The 21317-nt window shown below is 70.2% G+C and carries 16 protein-coding genes and 1 tRNA gene; 11 read left to right on the top strand and 6 right to left on the bottom strand.

What is annotated here, in order from left to right; translation table 11 throughout:
* Window positions 1–580 precede the first annotated feature (580 nt).
* Window positions 581–1609 carry a LysR family transcriptional regulator gene (locus HQN59_RS18225; RefSeq protein WP_176070559.1) on the bottom strand — a complete coding sequence of 343 codons (1029 nt, stop codon included), beginning with the start codon at window positions 1607–1609 and terminating at the stop codon, window positions 581–583.
* Window positions 1610–2330: 721 nt separating this feature from the next.
* On the opposite strand from HQN59_RS18225, the gene HQN59_RS18230 reads away from it, so the two are divergent.
* Entirely contained in the window at window positions 2331–3206 is an 876-nt protein-coding gene (locus HQN59_RS18230; RefSeq protein WP_176070560.1) for a tyrosine-type recombinase/integrase, read from the top strand.
* 9 nt (window positions 3207–3215) lie between these two features.
* Window positions 3216–4391 (top strand): IS91 family transposase, encoded by a 1176-nt coding sequence (locus HQN59_RS18235; protein ID WP_425342744.1) that lies wholly within the window; start codon window positions 3216–3218, stop codon window positions 4389–4391.
* Between the two features lie 786 nt (window positions 4392–5177).
* Here HQN59_RS18235 and HQN59_RS18240 read toward each other — a convergent pair.
* From HQN59_RS18240 to HQN59_RS18250, 3 genes are all read right to left on the bottom strand, one after another.
* Window positions 5178–5254, bottom strand: a tRNA-Val gene (locus HQN59_RS18240).
* An 85-nt stretch (window positions 5255–5339) separates the two neighbouring features.
* Entirely contained in the window at window positions 5340–7595 is a 2256-nt protein-coding gene (locus tag HQN59_RS18245; RefSeq protein ID WP_176070561.1) for a RelA/SpoT family protein, read from the bottom strand.
* On the bottom strand, window positions 7592–8479 hold the full coding sequence (locus tag HQN59_RS18250; protein WP_176070562.1) for an alpha/beta fold hydrolase: 888 nt from the start codon (window positions 8477–8479) through the stop codon (window positions 7592–7594). The genes HQN59_RS18245 and HQN59_RS18250 overlap by 4 nt, the downstream gene beginning before the upstream one ends.
* A 130-nt stretch (window positions 8480–8609) precedes the next feature.
* Between HQN59_RS18250 and ompR the strand changes: the two genes are divergently transcribed.
* Window positions 8610–9347, top strand: a complete 738-nt coding sequence (ompR, locus tag HQN59_RS18255) for an osmolarity response regulator transcription factor OmpR (protein WP_176070563.1) — start codon at window positions 8610–8612, stop codon at window positions 9345–9347.
* Between the two features lie 184 nt (window positions 9348–9531).
* A complete protein-coding gene (locus tag HQN59_RS18260) occupies window positions 9532–10839 on the top strand; it encodes an ATP-binding protein (protein ID WP_176070721.1) in 1308 nt (435 codons plus the stop codon).
* A 114-nt stretch (window positions 10840–10953) separates the two neighbouring features.
* Here HQN59_RS18260 and ispF read toward each other — a convergent pair whose 3' ends face one another.
* Together ispF and ispD are read right to left on the bottom strand one after the other, a co-directional pair.
* Window positions 10954–11457, bottom strand: coding sequence for a 2-C-methyl-D-erythritol 2,4-cyclodiphosphate synthase (ispF, locus tag HQN59_RS18265; RefSeq protein ID WP_176070564.1), 504 nt, complete (start codon window positions 11455–11457; stop codon window positions 10954–10956).
* A 9-nt stretch (window positions 11458–11466) separates the two neighbouring features.
* Entirely contained in the window at window positions 11467–12153 is a 687-nt protein-coding gene (gene ispD / locus HQN59_RS18270; protein WP_176070565.1) for a 2-C-methyl-D-erythritol 4-phosphate cytidylyltransferase, read from the bottom strand.
* Between the two features lie 197 nt (window positions 12154–12350).
* Between ispD and mfd the strand changes: the two genes are divergently transcribed.
* The 7 genes from mfd to serB all read left to right on the top strand — a co-directional run bounded on the left by mfd (window position 12351) and on the right by serB (window position 21313).
* Window positions 12351–15827: a transcription-repair coupling factor gene (gene mfd / locus HQN59_RS18275; RefSeq protein WP_176070566.1), complete on the top strand. Its 3477-nt coding sequence runs from the start codon at window positions 12351–12353 to the stop codon at window positions 15825–15827.
* 161 nt (window positions 15828–15988) lie between these two features.
* Window positions 15989–17299, top strand: coding sequence for a family 1 glycosylhydrolase (locus HQN59_RS18280; protein WP_217704208.1), 1311 nt, complete (start codon window positions 15989–15991; stop codon window positions 17297–17299).
* 26 nt (window positions 17300–17325) lie between these two features.
* On the top strand, window positions 17326–18063 hold the full coding sequence (locus HQN59_RS18285) for an SDR family NAD(P)-dependent oxidoreductase (RefSeq protein WP_176070567.1): 738 nt from the start codon (window positions 17326–17328) through the stop codon (window positions 18061–18063).
* A 13-nt stretch (window positions 18064–18076) separates the two neighbouring features.
* Window positions 18077–18997, top strand: a complete 921-nt coding sequence (locus HQN59_RS18290) for a 2-dehydro-3-deoxygalactonokinase (protein ID WP_176070568.1) — start codon at window positions 18077–18079, stop codon at window positions 18995–18997.
* The gene (locus HQN59_RS18295) at window positions 18994–19635 is read left to right on the top strand and encodes a 2-dehydro-3-deoxy-6-phosphogalactonate aldolase (RefSeq protein ID WP_176070569.1); all 642 of its coding nucleotides are present in this window, start codon (window positions 18994–18996) and stop codon (window positions 19633–19635) included. Before HQN59_RS18290 ends, HQN59_RS18295 begins: the two co-directional genes overlap by 4 nt.
* 10 nt (window positions 19636–19645) lie before the next feature.
* Entirely contained in the window at window positions 19646–20527 is an 882-nt protein-coding gene (locus tag HQN59_RS18300; RefSeq protein WP_176070570.1) for an SMP-30/gluconolactonase/LRE family protein, read from the top strand.
* A gap of 48 nt (window positions 20528–20575) precedes the next feature.
* Window positions 20576–21313, top strand: a complete 738-nt coding sequence (gene serB, locus HQN59_RS18305) for a phosphoserine phosphatase SerB (protein WP_176070571.1) — start codon at window positions 20576–20578, stop codon at window positions 21311–21313.
* The last annotated feature ends 4 nt before the right edge of the window (window positions 21314–21317 follow it).

The following is a 21317-nucleotide window of genomic DNA, read 5'->3' on the forward strand; positions in this document are numbered from 1 at the left end:
GAAAGGCTCGCGGACTAGGCGATCGCCGAGGCTGGGTCAGCCACGGCTCAACTGCCAGTCCGATACTGTTCGCCATAGCTTCGCTCGGCGGCACAGGCAGCGAAGCGCCGAACCAGCGCGGGTGGGCGCGCCTGACGGCTAGGCCGATGCTGGGCGCCATGGAGCTCGGCGAGACAAGCAAGGCGCCTCGCGCGGACTGGCTCGTTGGGTCAAGCCGAGTCGAGGCGTGCCGCTCCAGAGTCGTGTCGAACTCGTCGCCATGGCGCGCGTCGCCTAACGTGCTGGGGCCCACGGCCGTCTTGAGAGCGGAGGATAACAGCGCACGCTCATCTGGTGCTTCGTCGATCCGCGGACGCCGGACGTGCGTGGTGCCACGAAATTGCAAATCCCCCGTGTGCGACGTACATATCAAGGCCGTGCGAGTCGGCCGCCGTCAAGATGCGCTTGGACGCCTTCAGCGCCTTGCTCTGCCGCAGCACTCCGATCTGGACGACCTTCCGTTGAGCCAGCGGCTTTGGTGAAGTTCGGAGACCTTTGGGATGCAAACACCAGCGGGCGATGCAGCTTGTCGCGATGGACGCTACTGCCCGCGACCACCCGTGCTTGCGGCTGGTGCGGCGCCCCCGCGCGTCGGCGAGTTGCGAAGGCGGCGAGTCGCACGACCCTCATGCCGCCGAGCATCCTGGCGAGGCTGCGGCGGCGGCACCGGCTCCATTGGTGATGGCGACAGTCTCTCCTGGAGAAAATCGAGAAAGGCGCGAACCCGTGGGCTGAGATTTCGTCGGCTGGCATACACCGCAAACACCGGTTCCTCGACATCCACGGCTTGCCTCTCGAGCAGCGGCACGAGGACGCCGCGCGCCAGATCGTTGCCTACATGCGCGTGGGATAGACGCGCCACGCCGAGGCCGTCGATAGCGAGCCACCGCAGCAGGTCCGGGGAGTTGGAGCTGACGTTTCCCTTGGGCTCGAAGCCGGCAATGTCATCGCCTTGACGCACGGGCCAGTTGCTGCGGAAGGACCCGGGGAGGAAGTTCAGGCAATTGTGGCTCTGCAGGTCGTCGAGCGTCTTCGGCGTGCCTGCACGCTGCAGGTATGCGGGGGCGGCACAGATGATCCAACGGCTTGATGCGATCCGCCGAGCCACGAGGGAAGAGTCGGGGATGTAGCCGCCGCGCAGGGAGATGTCGATCTGATGCTCGAACATGTCAACCGGGGTCGTTGTGAGCACGATCTCGATCCGCAGCCGCGGATGCCGTCCGAGGAACTCCCGCAGGTGCGGTGCCACGTGGTACTGGATAAAGGCGAGCGAGCTGTTTAGGCGCAGCACGCCGTCCACCGCGCGATCGCGGCAGCCGACCGCAGTTTCCGCCTCCTCGATGGCCTCGATCACGCGCTGTGCGGCCTCTCGGAACTGCTTGCCTTCCTGCGTGAGCGCGAGGGCACGCGAGGTGCGATTGAAGAGCCGGACGCCCAAGCGATCCTCGAGGCGCTGGATGACCTTGCTAATCGTCGAAGGATCGCAATCCAGCGCCCTGCCTGCGGCTGAAAAGCTCGACTCGTCGGAGACGCGCAGGAAAATGTCGAGCTCTCGGATCTTGTAGTTCATTCATGTGCGACGGGTAGCTGCCGGAGTATCGGACAGGCCGAACGCGTCGCGACCGGGGTTTGTACGGCCGCGCCTACGCTACAGCCAAGAAGCAGCGCACGCGCCTGGCGGCGCCTATCAGCCGGTGCCAATGCCCCCGTTACGCACCCGCTTTCATCAATAACCCTCAGTCAGCAAGTAGCACGACGATGAGTTGCATTCGCTGTTGTTGCCCGGGTCGCTGTGGAGCGTGTCCCTAAGCTCCAGGCCAGGTCCGCGGGCAAGTACCGCATGCCGCGCGCCTTGGCTATTGGTCGCCTTTGCTGTCCAGCGCCTCTAGTTGCGCTTGAGGACGCATAGTTCACCGCAGAGGGCGTCTGATCTTGCACGTCCCCGACCGACCGGTTCTTGAGCGGCTCATTGTCCGCACTGGGTCGGCGGCCGCCTCCCCGCCTGGCCAAAGCTGCCGCTCGCGATCAACACTTGCTTGGACCGGCTGCCAAATGGGCTCGGGCTGCCGTTGAACGTCGGCTATTGAACGTGCAGCGGTCGACCGAAGCCGTGGTGGTCGAGCGACCGGTTGGGAGCGCAGCCGCCGTTCGGGCTGCGAACGCGAGTGACTGGGTCCAGTCTTGAGGACTAAACCGCTCGCGCGGTAGGCGCTTCGGCCAGGTCGTGGCGGCTCGTTCTGCGAAGTTGACGAGCGAGGCGATCCGCCTCGTTCTTCGACGGAGCAGCAACCATGGACACGACCCTTCCAGCGGTGACCCCGCTGCGGCAGCGCATGCTCGACGACATGCGCATGCGCAAGCTCGAACCGAGGACGCAGCAGGCGTACGTCCGCGCCGTCCGCAGGCTCGCGGCGTTCCTCAAGCGCTCTCCCGATACTGCCACGGTCGAGGACCTGCGCGCCTTCCAACTGCACTTGGTCGACAGCGGCACCTCCCCCATCACCCTCAACGCCACCCTGACCGCGCTGAAGTTCTTCTTCGACGTCACGGTGCGCAGCCCCAACCTGATGGTGGGGATGCAGTCGGTGCGTCTGCCGCAGAAGCTGCCCGTGGTGCTCAGCCGGGAGGAGGTTGCGAAGTTGATCGCCGCGGCTCCCAACCTCAAGCACCAGACCGCCCTCGCCCTGGCCTACGGCGCCGGTCTGCGGGTCAGTGAGGTCGTCGCACTGAAGGTCGGCGACATCGACAGCCAGCGCATGACGTTGCGCATCGAGCAGGCCAAGGGGCGCAAGGATCGCTACGCCATGCTGTCTCCGCTGCTGCTGCAGCGGCTGCGCACCTGGTGGCGCGTCGCCCACGCCCAGGGCAAGATGCTGCCCGGTGGCTGGCTTTTTCCGGGCCTGAACCCGGTCGAGCCGCTGACGCCGCGCCAACTCAACCGCGCGATCCACGACGCCGCCGACGCCGCCCACATCGACAAGCGCGTGACGATGCACTCGCTGAGGCACGCCTTCGCCACTCACCTGCTGGAGCAGAAGGTCGACATCCGCGTGATCCAGGTCATGCTGGGCCACAAGAAGCTCGAGACGACGACTGTCTACGCGCATGTCGCCACCGAGCTGCTGCGCGAGGTGGTCAGCCCGCTAGAGGTCCTGCCCACCGCATAGGCCGCGCTCGTGGGGCGGCCCGCCCTGGAGGTCGCCGACATCTTCCGCATCCACGGCCCCGGTTGGCGTGAGGCCCAGCGTGGCCACCTGAGCCTGGCGCAACTGAAGGTCACGTCGGCCATCACCCAGTGCCGTAGCGCGGCGCTGGGCGGACATGTCTTGCGTTGCGATGGCTGCGGGACAGAGCAGATCTCGTACAACTCCTGCCGCAACCGGCATTGCCCGAAGTGCCAGAGCAGCGCGGCCCAACGCTGGCTCCATGCGCGCCAAGCCGATCTGCTGCCCGTCGAGTACTACCACGTGGTCTTCACGCTGCCGGCACCAGTGGCGGACATCGCCTACCAGAACAAGACTGCGTTGTACGGCCTGCTGTTCGACGTGGCTGCCGAGGTGCTGCAGACCATCGCTGGAGATGCCAGGCACCTGGGCGCGCGCATCGGCGCCACGCTGGTCCTGCACACCTGGGGTTCGGCGATGACGCACCATCCGCACGTGCACGGCATCGTGCCGGGCGGCGGCCTCTCGCCCGACGGCACTCGATGGGTCGCGTGCCGGCCGGGGTTCTTCCTGCCCGTGCGCGTGCTGTCGAGGCTGTTCCGGCGACGCTTCCTCGAGGAACTGCAGCGGCTGCACGAGAGCGGCGAGTTGAAGTTCTTCGGCGAGCACGAGTGCCTGGCTGACGCCGCAGCGTTCCAAGCCTGGCTCGCGCCGCTGCGCCAGTGCGAGTGGGTGGTCTATGCCAAGCGACCGTTCGCCGGGCCCGCGGCCGTGCTGGCCTACCTGTCGCTCTACACGCACCGCGTGGCGATCTCCAACAGCCGCCTGCTCGCCATGGACGAGCGCGGCATCACCTTCCGCTGGAAGGACTACCGCGCCAAGGGCAGAACGCGCCACAAGGCAATGTCTCTAACCCCGGGCGAGTTCATGCGCCGGTTCCTGCTGCATGTGCTTCCGCCTGGCTTCCACCGCATTCGGCACTACGGGCTGCTGGCCAACGGCAGCCGCAGGGAGAACCTGGCGATCGCACGCGAGTTGCTGCGCGTGGCGCCGCTAGCGCCTAGCGAGTCCGCCGACGAGCCGTCGGCCACGCCGACCCCGACCGTCGTCTGCGCACATTGCGGCCACGCTATGGTGGTGCTGCAGATCCTTGCCCGCGACTGCTCGATTCGAGCACCACCCACATGATGACGACGCTCCATCACCAGCGATCTCCGCGACGTCGACTCGGGCGTCGGGTGGCTCGTTTTGCGCACGGCTCGAGTCCAGCCTCTCGAGGGCTGCACGCAACTCTGCGCTGCAGCGGCGTCAAGTGCATCGGCTCGCTGGACTCCGTCAACGCGGCATCGACCAGGCGTCGTGCGCAGCGCCATCGCAGCGACACCGCGCTTGAATCGCCATAGCTGCTGCGTTAAGCAGCCACCGTGGCATGCGCCGCGGTTTCCTCCCTAGAGGCTTATGCAACACCTGCCCGCGGGCGCGGAGGCGGCGCCACCACCTGTGCAGGGGCAGGTGTCGCACAAGCCTTAACTGCTCCTGACGGGGACGGAGACGCTCGCTGGAGGCCTGCAGACCTCACGCGCACCCGCGCAAGCTATGCCGCGGCCTAACCTTTCGGCTTGACGGCAAGGCGTAGGTGCGCCGTCAGGTATGCGTCGCTGCCTCGCGGCGCGGTCGGAGCGATCGGCCGAAGCGGGGCTCACAGCTTTTCGTGCTGCACTGAATCGGGCGGTTGTGCAGGAGAACGGTACTGGGCGCGAACTGACTGTGCCCGCAGTACGAGCTGCTGATGCTGAAGGAGCGCGCCGTGCAGCCATGATTGCAGCGAAACGAGGCCTCGAGCTTCAGGAAGCGGGAGGTTAGGCCGCCGCGTCTCGCACCCCTCATCAGCGGCGGCTTTTCCGTACTTTTTCCGTACCGGAAAGAAAAAAGCACTTGGCGTCGCCGCGAAGTGCTTGATTCATCTACCGTATTTGGTAGGCGCGATTGGACTCGAACCAACGACCCCCACCATGTCAAGGTGGTGCTCTAACCAGCTGAGCTACGCGCCTGCGAAGCCGTGACTATAGCAGGGGCGCGAGGTGTTTCGGCGCGCGGCGGTGCGTCGGAGAGCGATGCCCTGCGCGCGCCCAGCGCCTATTTGCGGCGCACCGAGCGCACGCCGGCGATGCTGGCGACGTGGGCGAGCACCGCGCCGACGCGGTTGGCGTCGGCGATCTCGACCGTGAACGTCAGAGCCGCGGTCGAGCCGCCGTCGCGCGCCGCCTGCGTGGTCACGCCGACGACGTTCATCTTCTCCTTGGCGAGCGCCTCGGAGATGTCGCGCAGCAGCCCGGGGCGGTCGTGTGCCTCGACACCGATGTCGATCGGATACAGCGACGGCCGCGACGCGTCGCCGGCGCCCCAGGCGACGTCGATCACCCGCTCCGGCATGCGCGCGGCCATCTGACGAAAGTTGCTGCAGCTGGTGCGATGCACCGCGACACCCTTGCCGCGGGTCACGTAGCCGCCGATCGGATCGGGCGGCGCCGGCCGGCAGCAGCGGCCGAGGCTGGTGAGCAGCGAGCCGTCGCCCACGACCAGCACGCCGCCGCGTCCGCCCTCGCCCGCGCGCGAGCGGCGCAGCGGCAACACGTCGGTCGGCGCCGGCTCGGGCGGACGCAGCAGGTTCTCGATGCTGCGCAGCGACAGCTCGTCCTTGCCGACCACCTCGAACAGCGCGTCGGCGCTCCGGAAGCCCAGCTGCGCCGCGAGGTCGGCGTGCTTGAGCGCGGTGCGTCCCTCACGCTGCAGCAGGCGTTCGACCGCTTCGCGGCCGCGCGCGACGGTCGCGGCCTGCGCCTGCGCGTTGAACCAGGCGCGCACCTTGGCGCGCGAGCGCGCGCTCTGGATGAAACCGAGTTCCGGGTTGAGCCAGTCGAGCGACGGCCCACCCGCCTTGGCGACCGTGATCTCGACGGTCTGACCATTCCTGAGCGGCGTGTTGAGCGGGATCATCACGCCGTCGGCCTTGGCGCCCCGGCAGCGGTGGCCGAGCTCGGTGTGCACCGCATAGGCGAAGTCGATCGGCGTCGCGCCGGCGGTCAGCTCGACGATGGCCGCCTGTGGCGTGAACACGTAGATGCGATCGTCGAAGGCCGGGGCCTTGGTATCGCTCGCGTCCGCCGCTCCACCCACCGCGCCCTCGCCGCCGACGAGATCGCGCTCCCAGGCCAGCAGCTGACGCAGCACCACCAGCCGCGCGGCGGCGATGCGCGCGGCAAACTCGCCGACGGCGGTCGGGTTGGCGCGCGGCCCGGCTTCCTTGTAGACCCAGTGCGCCGAGACGCCGAACTCCGCGTGCTCGTGCATCGCGCGGGTGCGGATCTGGATTTCGACATGCCGGCCATCGCTGTCGGCGACCACCGTGTGCAGCGACTGGTATCCGTTCGGCTTGGGATTCGCGATGTAGTCGTCGAGCTCGCCGGGGATCGCGCGGTAGAGCTCGTGGACGCGGCCGAGCACCGCATAGCAGTCCGCCACGTCGGCGACGATCACGCGCAGCGCGCGCACGTCGAGCACCGCGTCGAACGCCAGGCCCTTGCTGCGCATCTTCTTCCAGATGCTGTAGATGTGCTTGGGCCGGCCCTGCACCTCGGCCTCGATGCCCGCGGCTGCGAGTTCTGCGCCGAGGCGGCGTCGCAGCGCCTCGACGTGCATCTCGCGCTCGGCGCGGCGCTCGTCGAGCAGCGCGGCGATCGCCTTGTAGTTGCCGGGATCGAGGAAGCGGAACGCGAGGTCCTCGAGTTCCCACTTGATCTGCCAGATGCCCAGCCGATTGGCGAGCGGCGCGAACACCTGCAGCGTCTCCTCGGCCAGCTCGCGCGGGCACGGCGTCCTGCTCGCGGCATGGTGGCGCAGCCCCTGCAGACGCGACGCGAGGCGAACCAGCACGACGCGCAGGTCGCGCGAGAACGCAAGCAGCATCTTGCGCACGCGCTCGGTCTGCCGCGCTCGGTCGACGGCACCGAGCTGCGCGCTCGCAGCGGCGCGCTCGATCTGCATCAGCTGACGGGCGTGCGCGACCAGCGTCGCCTGCGAGGGGTCGAACGCCTTGCCGATCGCCTCGTCGGGCTTGCCCAGGTGAGCGGCCGCATGGATCAGGTAGGCAGCGGCGGCGAGCGACGGCGCGGCGCCGATCGACTGCAGGATGCCCGCCACGCCGTCGGCGTGGCCGAGCACGTCCTCGCCGCTCGCATGGCATTCGCCGGCGACCAGCGGCACGGTGAACGCACGCGCCGCGGCGACCATCTCGGCGCCCGGCGCACCGTCGGCGGCCGCATCCGCGTCGCCTTCGATCAGCCGGACGATCGGCGCGGCGCGATCGACCTCGGCCGCGGAGCCGGTCTTCATGGCGTCAGCAGGAACTCCCGCACCACCGCGACCTGGTCGGGCGCGACCAGCGTCGGCGCGTGACCGACGCCGGCGAACTCGACCACGCGGGCGCGCGGGCCGCGGCTCGCCATCGCGGCGGCGGTGGTCGCCGACAGCAGGTCCGACTCGGCGCCGCGCAGCAGCAGGGTCGGGGCGCGGATCGCGTCGTAGCTCGCCCACAGCACCTGCTCGCCGGCGGCCGCGGCGGCCGGCGTGATCGCGCGCAGCGCGAGCCCGATCGCCGGGTCGTAGTGCGGCTTCCAGCCGTCGCCGTCGGGCCTGAGCATCGGACGCGTCAGGTCCAACCATTCGTCGCGCGCGTGCGGGCCGAAGCCGCGCGAGATCTCGAGCAGGTAGTCGGCCGCCTCCTCGAGGCTCGTCCAGTGCACCGGCGCGCCGACGTAGCTGCCGATGCGGGCGAGCGCCGCGGCTTCGATGGCTGGACCGACATCGTTGAGGACGAGACGGCGGATCGGCGAGCCGGCGAGCGCCGCCAGGCCCATGCCGATCAGCCCGCCCATCGAGGTGCCGACCCAGTCGACGTGCGCGACGTCGAGGCGCGCGAGCAGCGTCACCATGTCGGCGACGTACGCAGGGATCTGGTAGCCCGCCGGGTCCGGCAGCCAGTCGGAACGGCCACGGCCGACGACGTCGGGGCAGATCACGCGGCACTCGCGAGCGAGCGCGCGCGCCAGCGTGTCGAAATCGCGGCCCTGGCGCGTGAGGCCATGCACGCAGACGACCACATGCGGGCTCGCCGGGTCGCCCCACTCCCAATACGCCATGCGGTGCAGGCCGCGCGCACCGAGACACTGCACCCGGCGCAGGCGCGGCTCCGTGCTTTGGTCGTGCTCGAACGGCATGTCGTCGGTTCCCGTTGCGGGCCCCGGCGGTGCGACGGGACGCTGTTGTAACGTCATGTCAGGACTTCGGGGCAACCTGGATTCGCTCGCAGAATCGCCATTGTTACAAATGGGGGAGGATGGTGAGCCGATGAATACTGCTGCTGCCAATGGACGCCCTGACCGGATCGCGGTCGTCGACGATGATGCGCGCATCCGCGACCTGCTGCGCCGCTACCTCACGCAGGAAGGCTTCGAGGTGCTGCTCGCGGAGGATGCCAAGGCGCTCAACCGGCTGCTGACGCGCGAGACGGTGAACCTGATCGTGCTCGACCTCATGCTGCCGGGCGAGGACGGCCTCTCGATCTGCCGGCGCCTGCGCGCCGCCAACGACGGCACGCCGATCATCATGCTCACCGCCAAGGTCGAGGACGTCGACCGCATCGTCGGCCTCGAGGTGGGCGCCGACGATTACCTCCCCAAGCCGTTCAACCCGCGCGAGCTGCTGGCGCGCATCCATGCGGTGCTGCGGCGCCGCCCGGCGATCGAGGCGCCGGGCGCGCCGTCGCTCGAGGCGCAGTCCGTCACCTTCGGCCCGTTCACCTTCGACCTCGCGCTGCGCCGCCTCTCGAAGGACGGCGAGCAGATCGCCCTCACGACCGGCGAGTTCTCGATGCTGAAGGCACTGGTGCGCCATCCACGCCAGCCGCTCTCGCGCGACAAGCTCGCGCAGCTCGCGCGCGGCCGCGAGTTCGAGCCGTTCGACCGCAGCCTCGACGTGCAGATCTCGCGCCTGCGCAAGCTCATCGAGCCCGACCCGGCGCAGCCGCGCTACATCCAGACGGTCTGGGGCGTGGGCTACGTGTTCGTGCCCGACGAAGCCGCCTAGATTGGCCCGACCTTTGGCACCGGACAGCCGCTCGGGGGCGCGCTCGGCACTCGGCCCTGCGAGCGCCCTGCCGGCCAGCGACGCGCCGAGCACGCAGCCGGCCGAGCGGCGGACCTTCCGCGCCACCGTGCCGACCTGGTCGGACGATGCCGTCGAAGAAGAGCGGCCGCCGAAGTTCTTCGCGATCAGCCTGTTCTGGCGCACCTTCTTCCTGCTGGCCCTGTTCCTGGTGAGCGGGGTGTTCGCGTGGCTGCAGACCATCCGTGCGCTCGAGTTCGAGCCTCGCGCGGCGCAGACCGCCGAGCACATCTCGGGGCTGGTGCGCATCACCGAGACGGCGCTCGCCGCGACGAGCCCGCACACGCGGCCGGCACTTGCCGCATCGATCGAGCGGCTCGACGGCGTGAACCTCGAGCCGCGGCGGCCCGACGACCGCTGGACGCCGTACGAGATCGACCGTTTCTCGGTGGCGGTGGGCGAGCAGCTGCGTGCGCGACTCGGCAGCGATCTCATCATCGCGAATTCGCTGAACGGCCGCGACGGCCTGTGGGTGAGCTTTCGCACCGACCGCGACTCGTACTGGCTCAACGTCGACATGCCGCGCGTCGGGCCGATCGAGACCTCGACCATCCTGCTCTGGGTCGGCATTGCGCTCGCCGCGACCGTGCTTGGCTCGGCGGCGATCGCCCGCCTGATCAACCGGCCCCTCAAGGACCTGTCGTTCGCGGCCAGCCGCATCCGCGAGGGCGAGTACGAGTCGCGCCTCGACGAGACCACGACCACGAGCGAGATCCGCCAGGTCAACATGGGCTTCAACCGCATGGCGCGCGAGCTCGCCAAGGTCGAGCAGGATCGCGCCGTGATGCTCGCCGGCATCTCGCACGACCTGCGCACGCCGCTCGCGCGCCTGCGCCTCGAAGCCGAGCTCAGCGTCGCCGACGAGGAGGTCAAGGCCAACATCGCCCAGGACATCGACCAGCTCGACGCGATCATCGACAAGTTCATGGACTACGCGCGACCCGACAACGTCAAGCTCGCGCCGACCGACCTCAAGCGCCTCGTCGACCGCGAGGCCTCGGTGTTCCGCGACACCACGCAGATCCGCATCCACTCGAAGGTCGCACCCGACGTCGAGGTGATGGCCGACGAGGTCGAGCTCGGCCGCGTGCTGCAGAACCTGTTCGAGAACGCGCGTCGCTACGGCCGCTCGATGGACACCGGCATCGCCCGCGTGCTGGTGTCGACCGCGCGCACGGGCTCCTGGGTGATCCTCACCGTGCGCGACCACGGGCCCGGTGTCGACCCGTCGAAGATCGACCAGGTCACGGCGCCGTTTTATCGCGGCGACGCCGCGCGTACTGCCGCGTCGGGCGCCGGCCTCGGCCTCGCGATCGTCGAGAAGGCGGTGCACCGCATGGGCGGCACGCTCGAGATCGCGAACGCCGCCGACGGCGGGCTGCTCGCGCACGTGCGGCTCAAGCGCGCGCCGTAGCGCTGCTCGGCGCGCAGGCGCCGGAGCGCTGCTCGACGCGCAGCCGCTCGAGCGCCGCCAGCCCGGCCGCGTGGCCGCCGGCCGATCGCGGGCGCGCGCGCGGCTCGTCGCCGACTACTTCCAGAGCATGCAGATCGCGCGCGACTCGATCGCGGCGAGCGTGCCGACCGGCCCCATGCCTTCGGCCGTCTTCGCCTTCACGCTGACCTGATCGAGCGCGAGGCCGAGCGCCCGCGCGACGCACTGGCGCATCGCCGGCACATGCGGCGCGAGCTTGGGCGCCTGCGCGACGACGGTGCTGTCGACGTTGCCGATCTGCCAGCCGGCCGCCTTGACGCGGCGCGCGGCTTCGGCCAGCAGCGCCAGCGAGTCGGCGCCGCGGTACTGCGCGTCGCTGTCGGGGAAGTGGTGCCCGATGTCGCCGAGCGCCGCGGCACCGAACAGCGCGTCGGTGAGCGCGTGGCACAGGGCGTCGGCGTCCGAATGCCCGAGCAGGCCGTGGCTGTGCGGGATCTCGACGCCGCCGAGCACCAGCCGGCGACCGGCGACCAGCGCGTGAATGTCCCAGCCCTCGCCGACGCGCCAGATCGGCGCCTTGTTCCTCGTGATCATCGTCATGGCGTCTCGTCAGACGGTCAGCAGGCGCTCGGCGAGCGCGAAGTCGGCCGCCTGCGTGACCTTGAAGTTCTCGATGCGGCCCGGCACCAGGCCCGGCGCGTGGCCGAGTGCCTCGATCGCGCTCGCCTCGTCGGTGACCGCGCTGCCGGCCCGCGCCAGGGCCTCGGCGAGCAGGCCGAGGCGGAACATCTGCGGCGTCTGCGCCTGCCACATGCCGCGCCGGTCGACCGTCACGCGCACCCGGCCGCCCTGCTCGGCCTTGAGCGTGTCGGCGACCGGCAGCGCGAGCAGGCCGCCGACCGGGTCGTCGATGCAGGCGTCGATCAGCGCGTCGACCCACGCCGGGCGCACTAGGCAGCGCGCGGCGTCGTGCACCAGCACCCAGTCGTCGGGCGCGGCGCCGCGCTCGCGCAGCACCGACAGCCCGTTGGCGACGCTTTCGGCACGCTGCGCACCGCCGCAGTGCGCGATCGCCACGCGCGGCACGTCGATGTCCGCAAGGGCGGCGTCGGCCCGCGTGTCGTCGGGCGCGACGACCACGAGGATGCTCGCCAGGCGCTCGACGCCCTCGAGCGCCGTCAGGGTGTGCGCGACCAGCGGCCGCCCGGCGATCGTCACGTACTGCTTCGGGATGGGGGCGCCGGCGCGCGAGCCGGAGCCGGCGCACGGCACCAGGGCGTGCAGGCGCGCGCTCATGGCTCAGGGCGTGGAAGGCGACGCGACACGGGCGCAAGTCTAAGCGGCGGGTCGGCAGACCCGGGCACGTCGGCTGCCCGGTTGCGCCCGTCCTCGGGCGGCAACCCCGCCCCGACGCGGCGCGGACCGCGTCCCTACAATTTGCGGCCATCGCCCCGCCGCATGCCGCCGCGGGGCTTTCGCTTTTGTCGACGCCGATGCAGCTTCCTTCTCTCAGCCCCGGAAAACGCTTCACGCTGCCGCGCCCGGTCGGCTCGGCCGACGCGCTGCTGCTCGCGCGCGCCGCCGAGCGCAACGCCGCGGCGGGTCAGATCACCGCCATCGTCACCGCCGAGCCGGCCGACACCCAGCGCCTCGAGGACGAGCTCGCGTTCTTCGCGCCGAAGCTGCGCATCGCGGTGTTCCCCGACTGGGAGACGCTGCCGTACGACACCTTCTCGCCGCACCAGGACCTGATCTCGGAGCGGCTGGCGACGCTCTGGCGCATCCGCCAGCGCGACGTCGACGTGGTGCTGCTGCCGGCGTCGACCGCGCTGGTGCGGCTCGCGCCGCCGAGCTTTCTGGCCGCCTACACGTTCCACTTCAAGACCAAGCAGAAGCTCGACGAGGCGGCCCTCAAGTCGCAGCTCACGCTCGCCGGCTACAGCCACGTGAGCCAGGTCGTCTCGCCCGGCGAGTACGCGGTGCGCGGCGGGCTGATCGACCTGTTCCCGATGGGCTCGGCGGTGCCGTACCGCGTCGACCTGTTCGGGGACGAGGTCGACTCGATCCGCACGTTCGACCCCGACACCCAGCGCAGCCTCTACCCGGTGCCCGAAGTGCGCCTGCTGCCGGGCCGCGAGTTCCCGATGGACGAGGACGCGCGCGCCGCGTTCCGCGCGCGCTGGCGCGAACGCATCGAGGGCGACCCGACCAAGGTGCGCATCTACAAGGACGTCGGCACCGGCATCGCGACCGCCGGCATCGAGTACTACCTGCCGCTCTTCTTCGACGAGACGGCGACGATCTTCGACTACCTGCCCGACGATGCCGGACTCGCGCTGCACGGCGAGGTCGACGATGCACTGAAGCGCTTCTGGGCCGACACGCGCGAGCGCCATCGCTTCCTGCAGCACGACCCCGAGCGGCCGCTGCTGCCGCCGGACGCGCTGTTCCTGAGCCCCGAGGCGTTCTTCACGCTCGCCGGCACGCACGCGGTGCTGAGCGTGCGCGGTGCCGGCGAGACGCCGTGGGCGGCGCGCCTGCCCGACGTCAGCGTGACGCGCGGGGCACCGGAGCCGCTCGAGCGCCTGCAGGATCACCTCGCGCGCACGCCGAACCGCGTGCTGATCGTCGCCGAGAGCGACGGCCGCCGCGAGAGCCTGCTCGAGCTGCTGCGCGACAGCCGCATCGAGCCGCCCATCGTGGAGTCGCTCGCGGACTTCGAAGCTTCGGACGAACGCTTCGCGATCGCCGTCGCGCCGCTCGCCGAAGGCTTCGTGTGGCGGCGCGAAGTCGCCGACGCGCCGATCGGCCAGGCCTCGGCCGCGATCGAGTTCGTCACCGAGACCGAGCTCTTCGCGACGCCGCCCACCACGCGCCGGCGCCGCCGGCAGGAGGCCACCAGCGACGTCAACGCGCTGATCAAGGACCTCTCGGAACTCAAGGTCGGCGACCCGGTCGTGCACGTGAATCACGGGATTGGGCGCTACGTCGGCCTCGTCAGCATCGAGCTCGATCCGGGTGCGGGGCCGAGCGAGTTCCTGCACCTCGAGTACGCCGACAAGGCCACGCTCTACGTGCCGGTCGCCCAGCTGCATCTGATCGCGCGTTACACCGGCGTGAGCCCCGAGGAGGCGCCGCTCCACAAGCTCGGCTCCGGGCAGTGGGACAAGGCGCGCCGCAAGGCCGCCGAGCAGGTGCGCGACACGGCGGCCGAGCTGCTCAACCTCTACGCGCGGCGCGCCGCGCGCGAGGGCCACGCGTTCCGCTTCCAGCCGCACGAATACGAGGCGTTCGCCGCGAGCTTCGGCTTCGAGGAGACGCCCGACCAGCACGCCGCGATCCACGCCGTGATCCAGGACATGGTGTCGCCGCGGCCGATGGACCGCCTCGTCTGCGGCGACGTCGGCTTCGGCAAGACCGAGGTCGCGCTGCGCGCCGCCTTCGTCGCGGTCACCGCCGGCAAGCAGGTCGCGATCCTCGCGCCGACCACGCTGCTCGCCGAGCAGCACTACCAGAACATCGCCGACCGGTTCGGCAAGTGGCCGGTCAAGGTGGCCGAGCTCTCGCGCTTCCGCTCGCCCAAGGAGGTAAAGGCGGCGCTCGAGGGCATCGCCGACGGCACCGTCGACATCGTCGTCGGCACCCACAAGCTGCTCTCGCCCGACATCCGGTTCAAGCGGCTCGGCCTCCTGATCATCGACGAGGAGCATCGATTCGGGGTGCGCCACAAGGAGGCGATCAAGTCGATGCGCGCCGAGGTCGACGTGCTCACGCTGACCGCGACGCCGATCCCGCGAACCCTCGGCATGGCGCTCGAAGGCCTGCGCGACCTCTCGGTGATCGCGACCGCACCGCAGCGGCGCCTCGCGATCAAGACCTTCGTGCGCAACGAGTCGAGCGGCACCATCCGCGAGGCGGTGCTGCGCGAGCTCAAGCGCGGCGGTCAGGTCTACTTCCTGCACAACGACGTGCAGACCATCGAGCACCGGCGCGAGACGCTGCAGGCGCTGGTGCCCGAGGCGCGCATCGCCGTCGCGCACGGCCAGATGCCCGAGCGCGAGCTCGAGCGCGTGATGCGCGACTTCGTCGCGCAGCGCCACAACGTGCTGCTCTGCTCGACCATCATCGAGACCGGCATCGACGTCGCGAGCGCCAACACCATCGTGATCGCGCGCGCCGACAAGTTCGGCCTGGCCCAGCTGCACCAGCTGCGCGGCCGCGTCGGTCGCTCGCACCACCAGGCCTATGCGTACCTGCTGGTGCCGGACGTCGAAGGTCTGACCAAGCAGGCGGCGCAGCGCCTCGACGCGATCCAGCAGATGGAGGAGCTCGGCTCGGGCTTCTACCTGGCGATGCACGACCTCGAGATCCGCGGCGCGGGCGAGGTGCTCGGCGATAACCAGAGCGGCAACATGCTCGAGGTGGGCTTCCAGCTCTATAACGACATGCTGGCCGAGGCGGTGCGCTCGCTCAAGAACGGACGCGAGCCCGACCTGCTGGCGCCACTGTCGGCGACCACCGAGATCAACCTGCACGCGCCGGCGCTGCTGCCCACGTCGTATTGCGGCGACGTCCACATCCGCCTGTCGCTCTATAAGCGGCTCGCCAGCGCTAGCAAGGCCGAGCAGATCGACGCCATCCTCGAGGAGGTGACCGACCGCTTCGGCAAGCTCCCGGTGCAGGGCCAGACCCTCTTCGACGTGCACCGCCTGCGCGTGCTCGCCGAGAGCTACGGCGTGACCAAGATCGACGCCGGCGACAAGCAGATGCTGATCACGTTCCGGCCGAATCCGCCGTTCGAGGCGATCCGCATCATCCAGCTGGTGCAGAAGCACCGCGACATCAAGCTCGCGGGCAACGAGAAGCTGCGCATCGAACGCAATGCGCCGGAGGCCCGCGACCGCGCGCAGATCGTGCGCGACGTGCTGCGCGCGCTCGGCACGCCGACTCGGGCCGCGGCGGTGGTCTGACCAGGCGCGGAGCCGGCAGCGCCGCTCACCCGGCCTTCTTCGGCCGCGCCAGTCTCGGGCCAATAGCCTTATCGTCGCGCGGTCGTTCATCATGCGGCATGGTTCGACCGGCCGGCACCAGGTGCCGGCGGCTTTTCCTGGCTCGCGCAAAGGACCTCGTCTTGATCCCACCGTTCATGTTCGCGACCGGCATCGAGAACAGCTATCCGACGATCCAGGGTGGGCGGGTACGGGTCGACGAGATGGCCAAGTGCCGGCACTACGAGAAATGGCGCACCGACTTCGACCTCGTCGAGGAGCTCGGACTGCACGTGCTGCGGTACGGGCCGCCGCTGCACCGCACCTGGCTCGGCCCGAACCGCTACGACTGGTCGTTCGCCGACACGACCTTCGGCGATCTCGAGAAGCGTGACGTCACGCCGATCGTCGACCTCTGCCACTTCGGCCTGCCCGACTGGCTCGGCAACTTCCAGAACCCCGACTTCCCGATCCTCTTTGCCGATTACGCGCGCGACTTCGCGAAGCGGTTCCCGTGGGTGCAGCTCTACACCCCCGTCAACGAGATGTTCATCACGGCCAACTTCTCGGCCGGCCTCGGCTGGTGGAACGAGCAGCTGGCGAGCGACAAGGCGTTCGTGACCGCGCTCAAGCACGTCGTGAAGGCCAACGTGCTGGCGATGAAGGCGATCCTCAAGCTGCGGCCCGACGCGATCTTCGTGCAGAGCGAGTCGACCGAGTACTTCCACGCCGACAGCCCGGCCGCGATCAAGCCGGCCGAGATCGCCAATTCGCGGCGCTTCCTGTCGCTCGACCTGAACTACGGGCGGCGGGTCGACTCGGAGATGTACGAGTACCTCATGGACAGCGGGATGACGCGCGAGGAGTACCACTTCTTCCTCGGCAACAGCCTGAAGCAGCACTGCATCATGGGGAACGACTACTACGTGACCAACGAGCACCGGGTGTTCGCCGACGGTCGCGTGATTCCCGCCGGCGAGGTGTTCGGCTACGACGAGATCACCTGGCAGTACTACGGCCGCTACCGGCTGCCGGTGATGCACACCGAGACCAACTTCGCGCAGGGTCCGAACGGCGACGAGGCGGTGTTCTGGCTGTGGAAGCAGTGGGCCAACGTGCTCCGCGTGCGCAACGACGGCATTCCGATCGTCGGCTTCACCTGGTATTCGCTGACCGACCAGGTCGACTGGGACACCGCGCTGCGCGAGGACAACGGGCGCGTCAACGCGCTCGGCCTGTTCGATCTCGACCGCAACATCCGACCGGTCGGCGAGGCCTACCGCAAGATCGTGCGCGAGTGGAACGACGTGCTGCCGACGCAGAGCGTGTGCCTGCGAGTGCCGGTGTTCCCGCCGAGTCAGACCGAGCTCGCGCTGCGCCAGCGCTGGCGCCCGGGCTCGCACGGAGCGCGCGTCGAGCCGACCGCGCCCGCCAACGCGGAGGCCGGCCACTGACCCGGCCGGACACGACGGGAGACGACATGCGATTCGACGGCAAGGTGGCGATCGTCACCGGCGGGGCGAGCGGCATCGGCCTCGCGACCACGGAACGGCTGGCGCGCGAGGGCGCCCACGTCGTCATCGCCGACCACAAGCTCGAGCGCGCGCAGAGCGTCGTCGATCGCCTGCGCGAGGGCGGACGGCCCGAAGCGCTGGCAGCAGCGTGCGACGTCGGCGCCGAGGCCGACGTGGCGAAGGCGGTCGACGCCACGTTCGCGCGTTTCGGCCGCCTCGACGCGGTCGTCAACAACGCCGGCTTGATGATCTTCAAGCCGATCGAGGAACACGGCGAGGAAGACCTCCTGCACGTGCTGCGGGTCGACTTCCTCGGCGCGTTCTGGTTCACCAAGCACGCCTTCCTGCGCTGCGCGCCCGGCGCGGCGATCGTCAACGTATCGAGCATCCACGCGAGCCAGACGACGCCCCTGGTGGCGGCGTATGCGGCGGCCAAGGCGGCGGTCTGCTCGCTCACGCGCTCGGCGGCGATCGAGGGCAAGCCGAAGGGGATCCGTGTCAACGCGATTTTGCCGGGCGCGATCGAGACGCCGATGCTGCGCGAGAACCCGAACGTGAAGTCGGGCGTCGAGACGATCGACCCGGCCGACGTCGGCGCACCGGAGGACGTCGCGACGGCGATCGCCTATCTCGCATCCGACGACGCCCGGTTCGTGACCGGTGCCGAGCTGCGCGTCGACGGCGGCCGGCTGGCTCGGCTGTGAACATGCACGCGACATGAGCCGCCTGCTCGCGATCGACTGGGGCAGTTCGTCGCTGCGTGGCGCGCTGATCGACGACGCCGGTGCGGTGCTCGAGCAGCGCAGCGCGCCCAAGGGCATGCTGACGGTCGATGCCGGCGGCTTCGATGGCGTGTTCGAGGCCACCTTCGGCGACTGGATGGACGTTCCGGGCACGCGCTGCCTGATGGCCGGCATGGTCGGCAGCCGCCAGGGCTGGGTCGAGGCGCCCTACCGCCCCTGCCCCGCCGGGCTCGACGACTATGCGGGCAGCCTGCAGCGCGTCGGCGATCGCTCGAGTCGCGGCCGCGACATCGCGATCGTCCCCGGCGCGACCTGCGAGCACGACGGCATGCCCGACGTGATGCGCGGCGAGGAGATCAAGATCGTCGGCGTGCTCGACCTGCTCGGCACCGGCGACGCGCGCATCGTCTCGCCCGGCACCCACAGCAAGTGGTGCCGCGTCGAAGGCGGTCGCTTGATAGCGTTCTCGACCGCCATGAGCGGCGAGTTCTACGCGCTGCTGAGCCGTCATTCGATCCTCGCGCACAGCGTGTCGGACGACGCTGACGACGCTCTCGACGAAGCGGCGTTCGACAGCGGCGTCGAGCGCGCCTTCGCCGGCCGCGGTCTGCTGCAGAACGCGTTCAGCGTGCGCACCTTCGCCCTCTTCGAGCGCATGCCGGCGGCGGCGCGGGCGAGCTATCTTTCCGGACTGGTGATCGGCGAGGAGCTGCGCGGGCGCGATCTCGAGGGCACCGGCGCGGTGGCGCTGGTGGGAGCCGACGCGCTCACCGCGCGCTTCGCGCGGGCGCTGGCGAGCCGCGGCGTCGTCAGCCGCAGCTTCGGCGACGAGGCCGCCTGGCGCGGGCTCTGGTGCATCGATCGGCGCCGCTGCGAACTGGAGGGCACGCGATGAGCGAACCTGCACCGCTCGACCGCTTCCGGCAGCTCATGGCCGAGCTGCCGCTCGTGGCCATCCTGCGCGGCATCCGGCCGAGCGAGGCGCGCGCGGTCGGCGCGGCGCTCGTCGGTGCCGGCTGGCGACTCATCGAGGTGCCGCTCAACTCGCCCGAGCCGCTCGCGAGCATCGAGGCGCTGGTCGCCGCGCACCCCGACGCGCTGATCGGAGCCGGCACGGTGCTCACGCCGGCTGCGGTGCGCGACGTGCACGCGGCCGGCGCCCGTCTCGTCGTCTCCCCAAATCTCGACCTCGCGGTGCTGCGCCAGGCGGTCGACCTCGGGATGGTCGCGCTGCCGGGCGTGCTCTCCGCGAGCGAGGCATTCAGCGCGCTCGGCGGCGGCGCTGCCGGCATCAAGCTGTTCCCCGCCGAGATGATCCCGCCTGCGGCGGTGAAGGCGCTGCGCGCGGTGCTCGACCCCGAGGCCTTGCTGCTGCCGGTCGGCGGCATCAGCCTCGACAACCTCGCCGCCTACCGCGCCGCCGGCGCCAGCGGCTTCGGCGTCGGCTCGAGCCTCTACAGCCCGGGAACGAGCGCCGGGCAGGTCGCCGAGCGCGCCGCGCGCTGGCGCACCGCGTTCGGAGCCACGCCATGAGGCCGCTGCGATGACGGTCGAGCTCGTCGTCGATGCACGCGCCCGCCTGGGCGAATGCCCGCTCTGGTGCGAGCGCACGCAGAGCCTGTTCTGGACCGACATCCAGAACTCGCAGCTCAGCCGCTGGCGCTCGGCCGATGGTTCCACGACGCGCTGGGCCATGCGCGAGCGCCTGGGCAGCTTCGCGCTCTGCGAAGAGTCGTCGCACCTGCTGCTCGGCCTCGCGTCGGGCATCGCGCTGTTCGACGTCGACCAGGCGGCGACCGGCGACCTCGTCGCGGTCGACGCCGAGCAGCCCTCGACGCGCATCAACGACGGCCGCTGCGACGCGCAGGGCCGCTTCGTGTTCGGCATGTTCAACCACGCGCCCGAGCCGATCGGCCACTTCTACCGCGTCGACGCCGACCTGAACGTCGAGCGACTCGCGCTGCCTCGCGTCTCGGTCGCCAACAGCCTGGCGTTCAGCCCGGACGGCATGACGCTCTACTTCACGGACTCGCCGACGCGCACGATCTGGCGCGCCGACTACCACGCGGACGGCCGGATCGGCACACCCGAACGCTTCGTCGAGGTGCCCGACGGCGAAGGCCACCCCGACGGCGCCGCGGTCGACGCCGACGGCGGCCTCTGGAGCGCGCGCTGGGACGGCGCCTGCATCGTGCGCCACGACGCCGACGGCCACGAGACCGACCGCATCGCGCTGCCGGTGACGCGGCCGACCTGCGTTGCGTTCGGTGGTCCGAACCTCGACCGGCTCTTCATCACCAGCGCACGCGGCGGGCTCTCGGACGAGGCGCTCGCGCGCGAGCCGTGGGCCGGCGGCGTGCTCGCGGTCGACGTTCGTCGGCGTGGTCGGCCGGAGCACCGGTTCCGCACCGCGCGCCGCGTCTGACGCGCGCCGCCGCACGCGGGCGGCGCGGCTCGCCGACAATCCGGCGCCATGAGCACTCCACCCGCCCAAGAGTACCGGCCCGGCCTCTGGATTCGCGGCATCACGCCGCCGCTGCGAATCGCCGACTTCAAGGTCGCAGCGTTCGACATGGACTCGACGCTGATCTCGATCGAGTGCATCGACGAGATCGCCGATGCGGTCGGCCGCAAGGCCGAGGTCGCGGCGATCACGGAGGCCGCGATGCGCGGCGAGATCGCCGATTTCAAGGAAAGCCTGCGCCGCCGCGTCGCCCTGCTCGAGGGCGCACCGGCGTCGGCGCTCGAATCGGTCTACGCCGACCGGCTGCTGATCAACCCCGGCGTCGAGGCGTTCCTCGCGGCGTGCCGCAGCGCCGGCATCGTCACGCTGCTGGTGTCGGGCGGCTTCACCTTCTTCAGCGACCGCGTGCGCGAGCGCCTGCAGATCGACGAGACGCGCTCGAACGTGCTCGAGGTCGAGAACGGCATGCTGACCGGTCGCCTCGTGGACCAGCCCTGGGGCGACATCTGCGACGGCGCCGAGAAGCGTCGCGCGCTGCTCGAGACCTGCGAACGCGCCGGCGTGGCGCCGCGCGAGGCGATCGCGGTCGGCGACGGGGCCAACGATCTGCCGATGATGGAAGCGGCCGGGCTCAGCATCGCCTTCCACGCCAAGCCGAAGGTGCGCGAGCGCGCGATGGTGTCGATCGAGGACGGCGGCCTCGACCGCGCGCTGCAGCTGTTCGACGACCTGCCCGGCGCGGTCTGACCGA

Origin of the sequence: Rhizobacter koreensis (assembly GCF_013366375.1) — a bacterium.
GTDB classification, from domain to species: Bacteria; Pseudomonadota; Gammaproteobacteria; order Burkholderiales; family Burkholderiaceae_C; genus Schlegelella_A; species Schlegelella_A koreensis.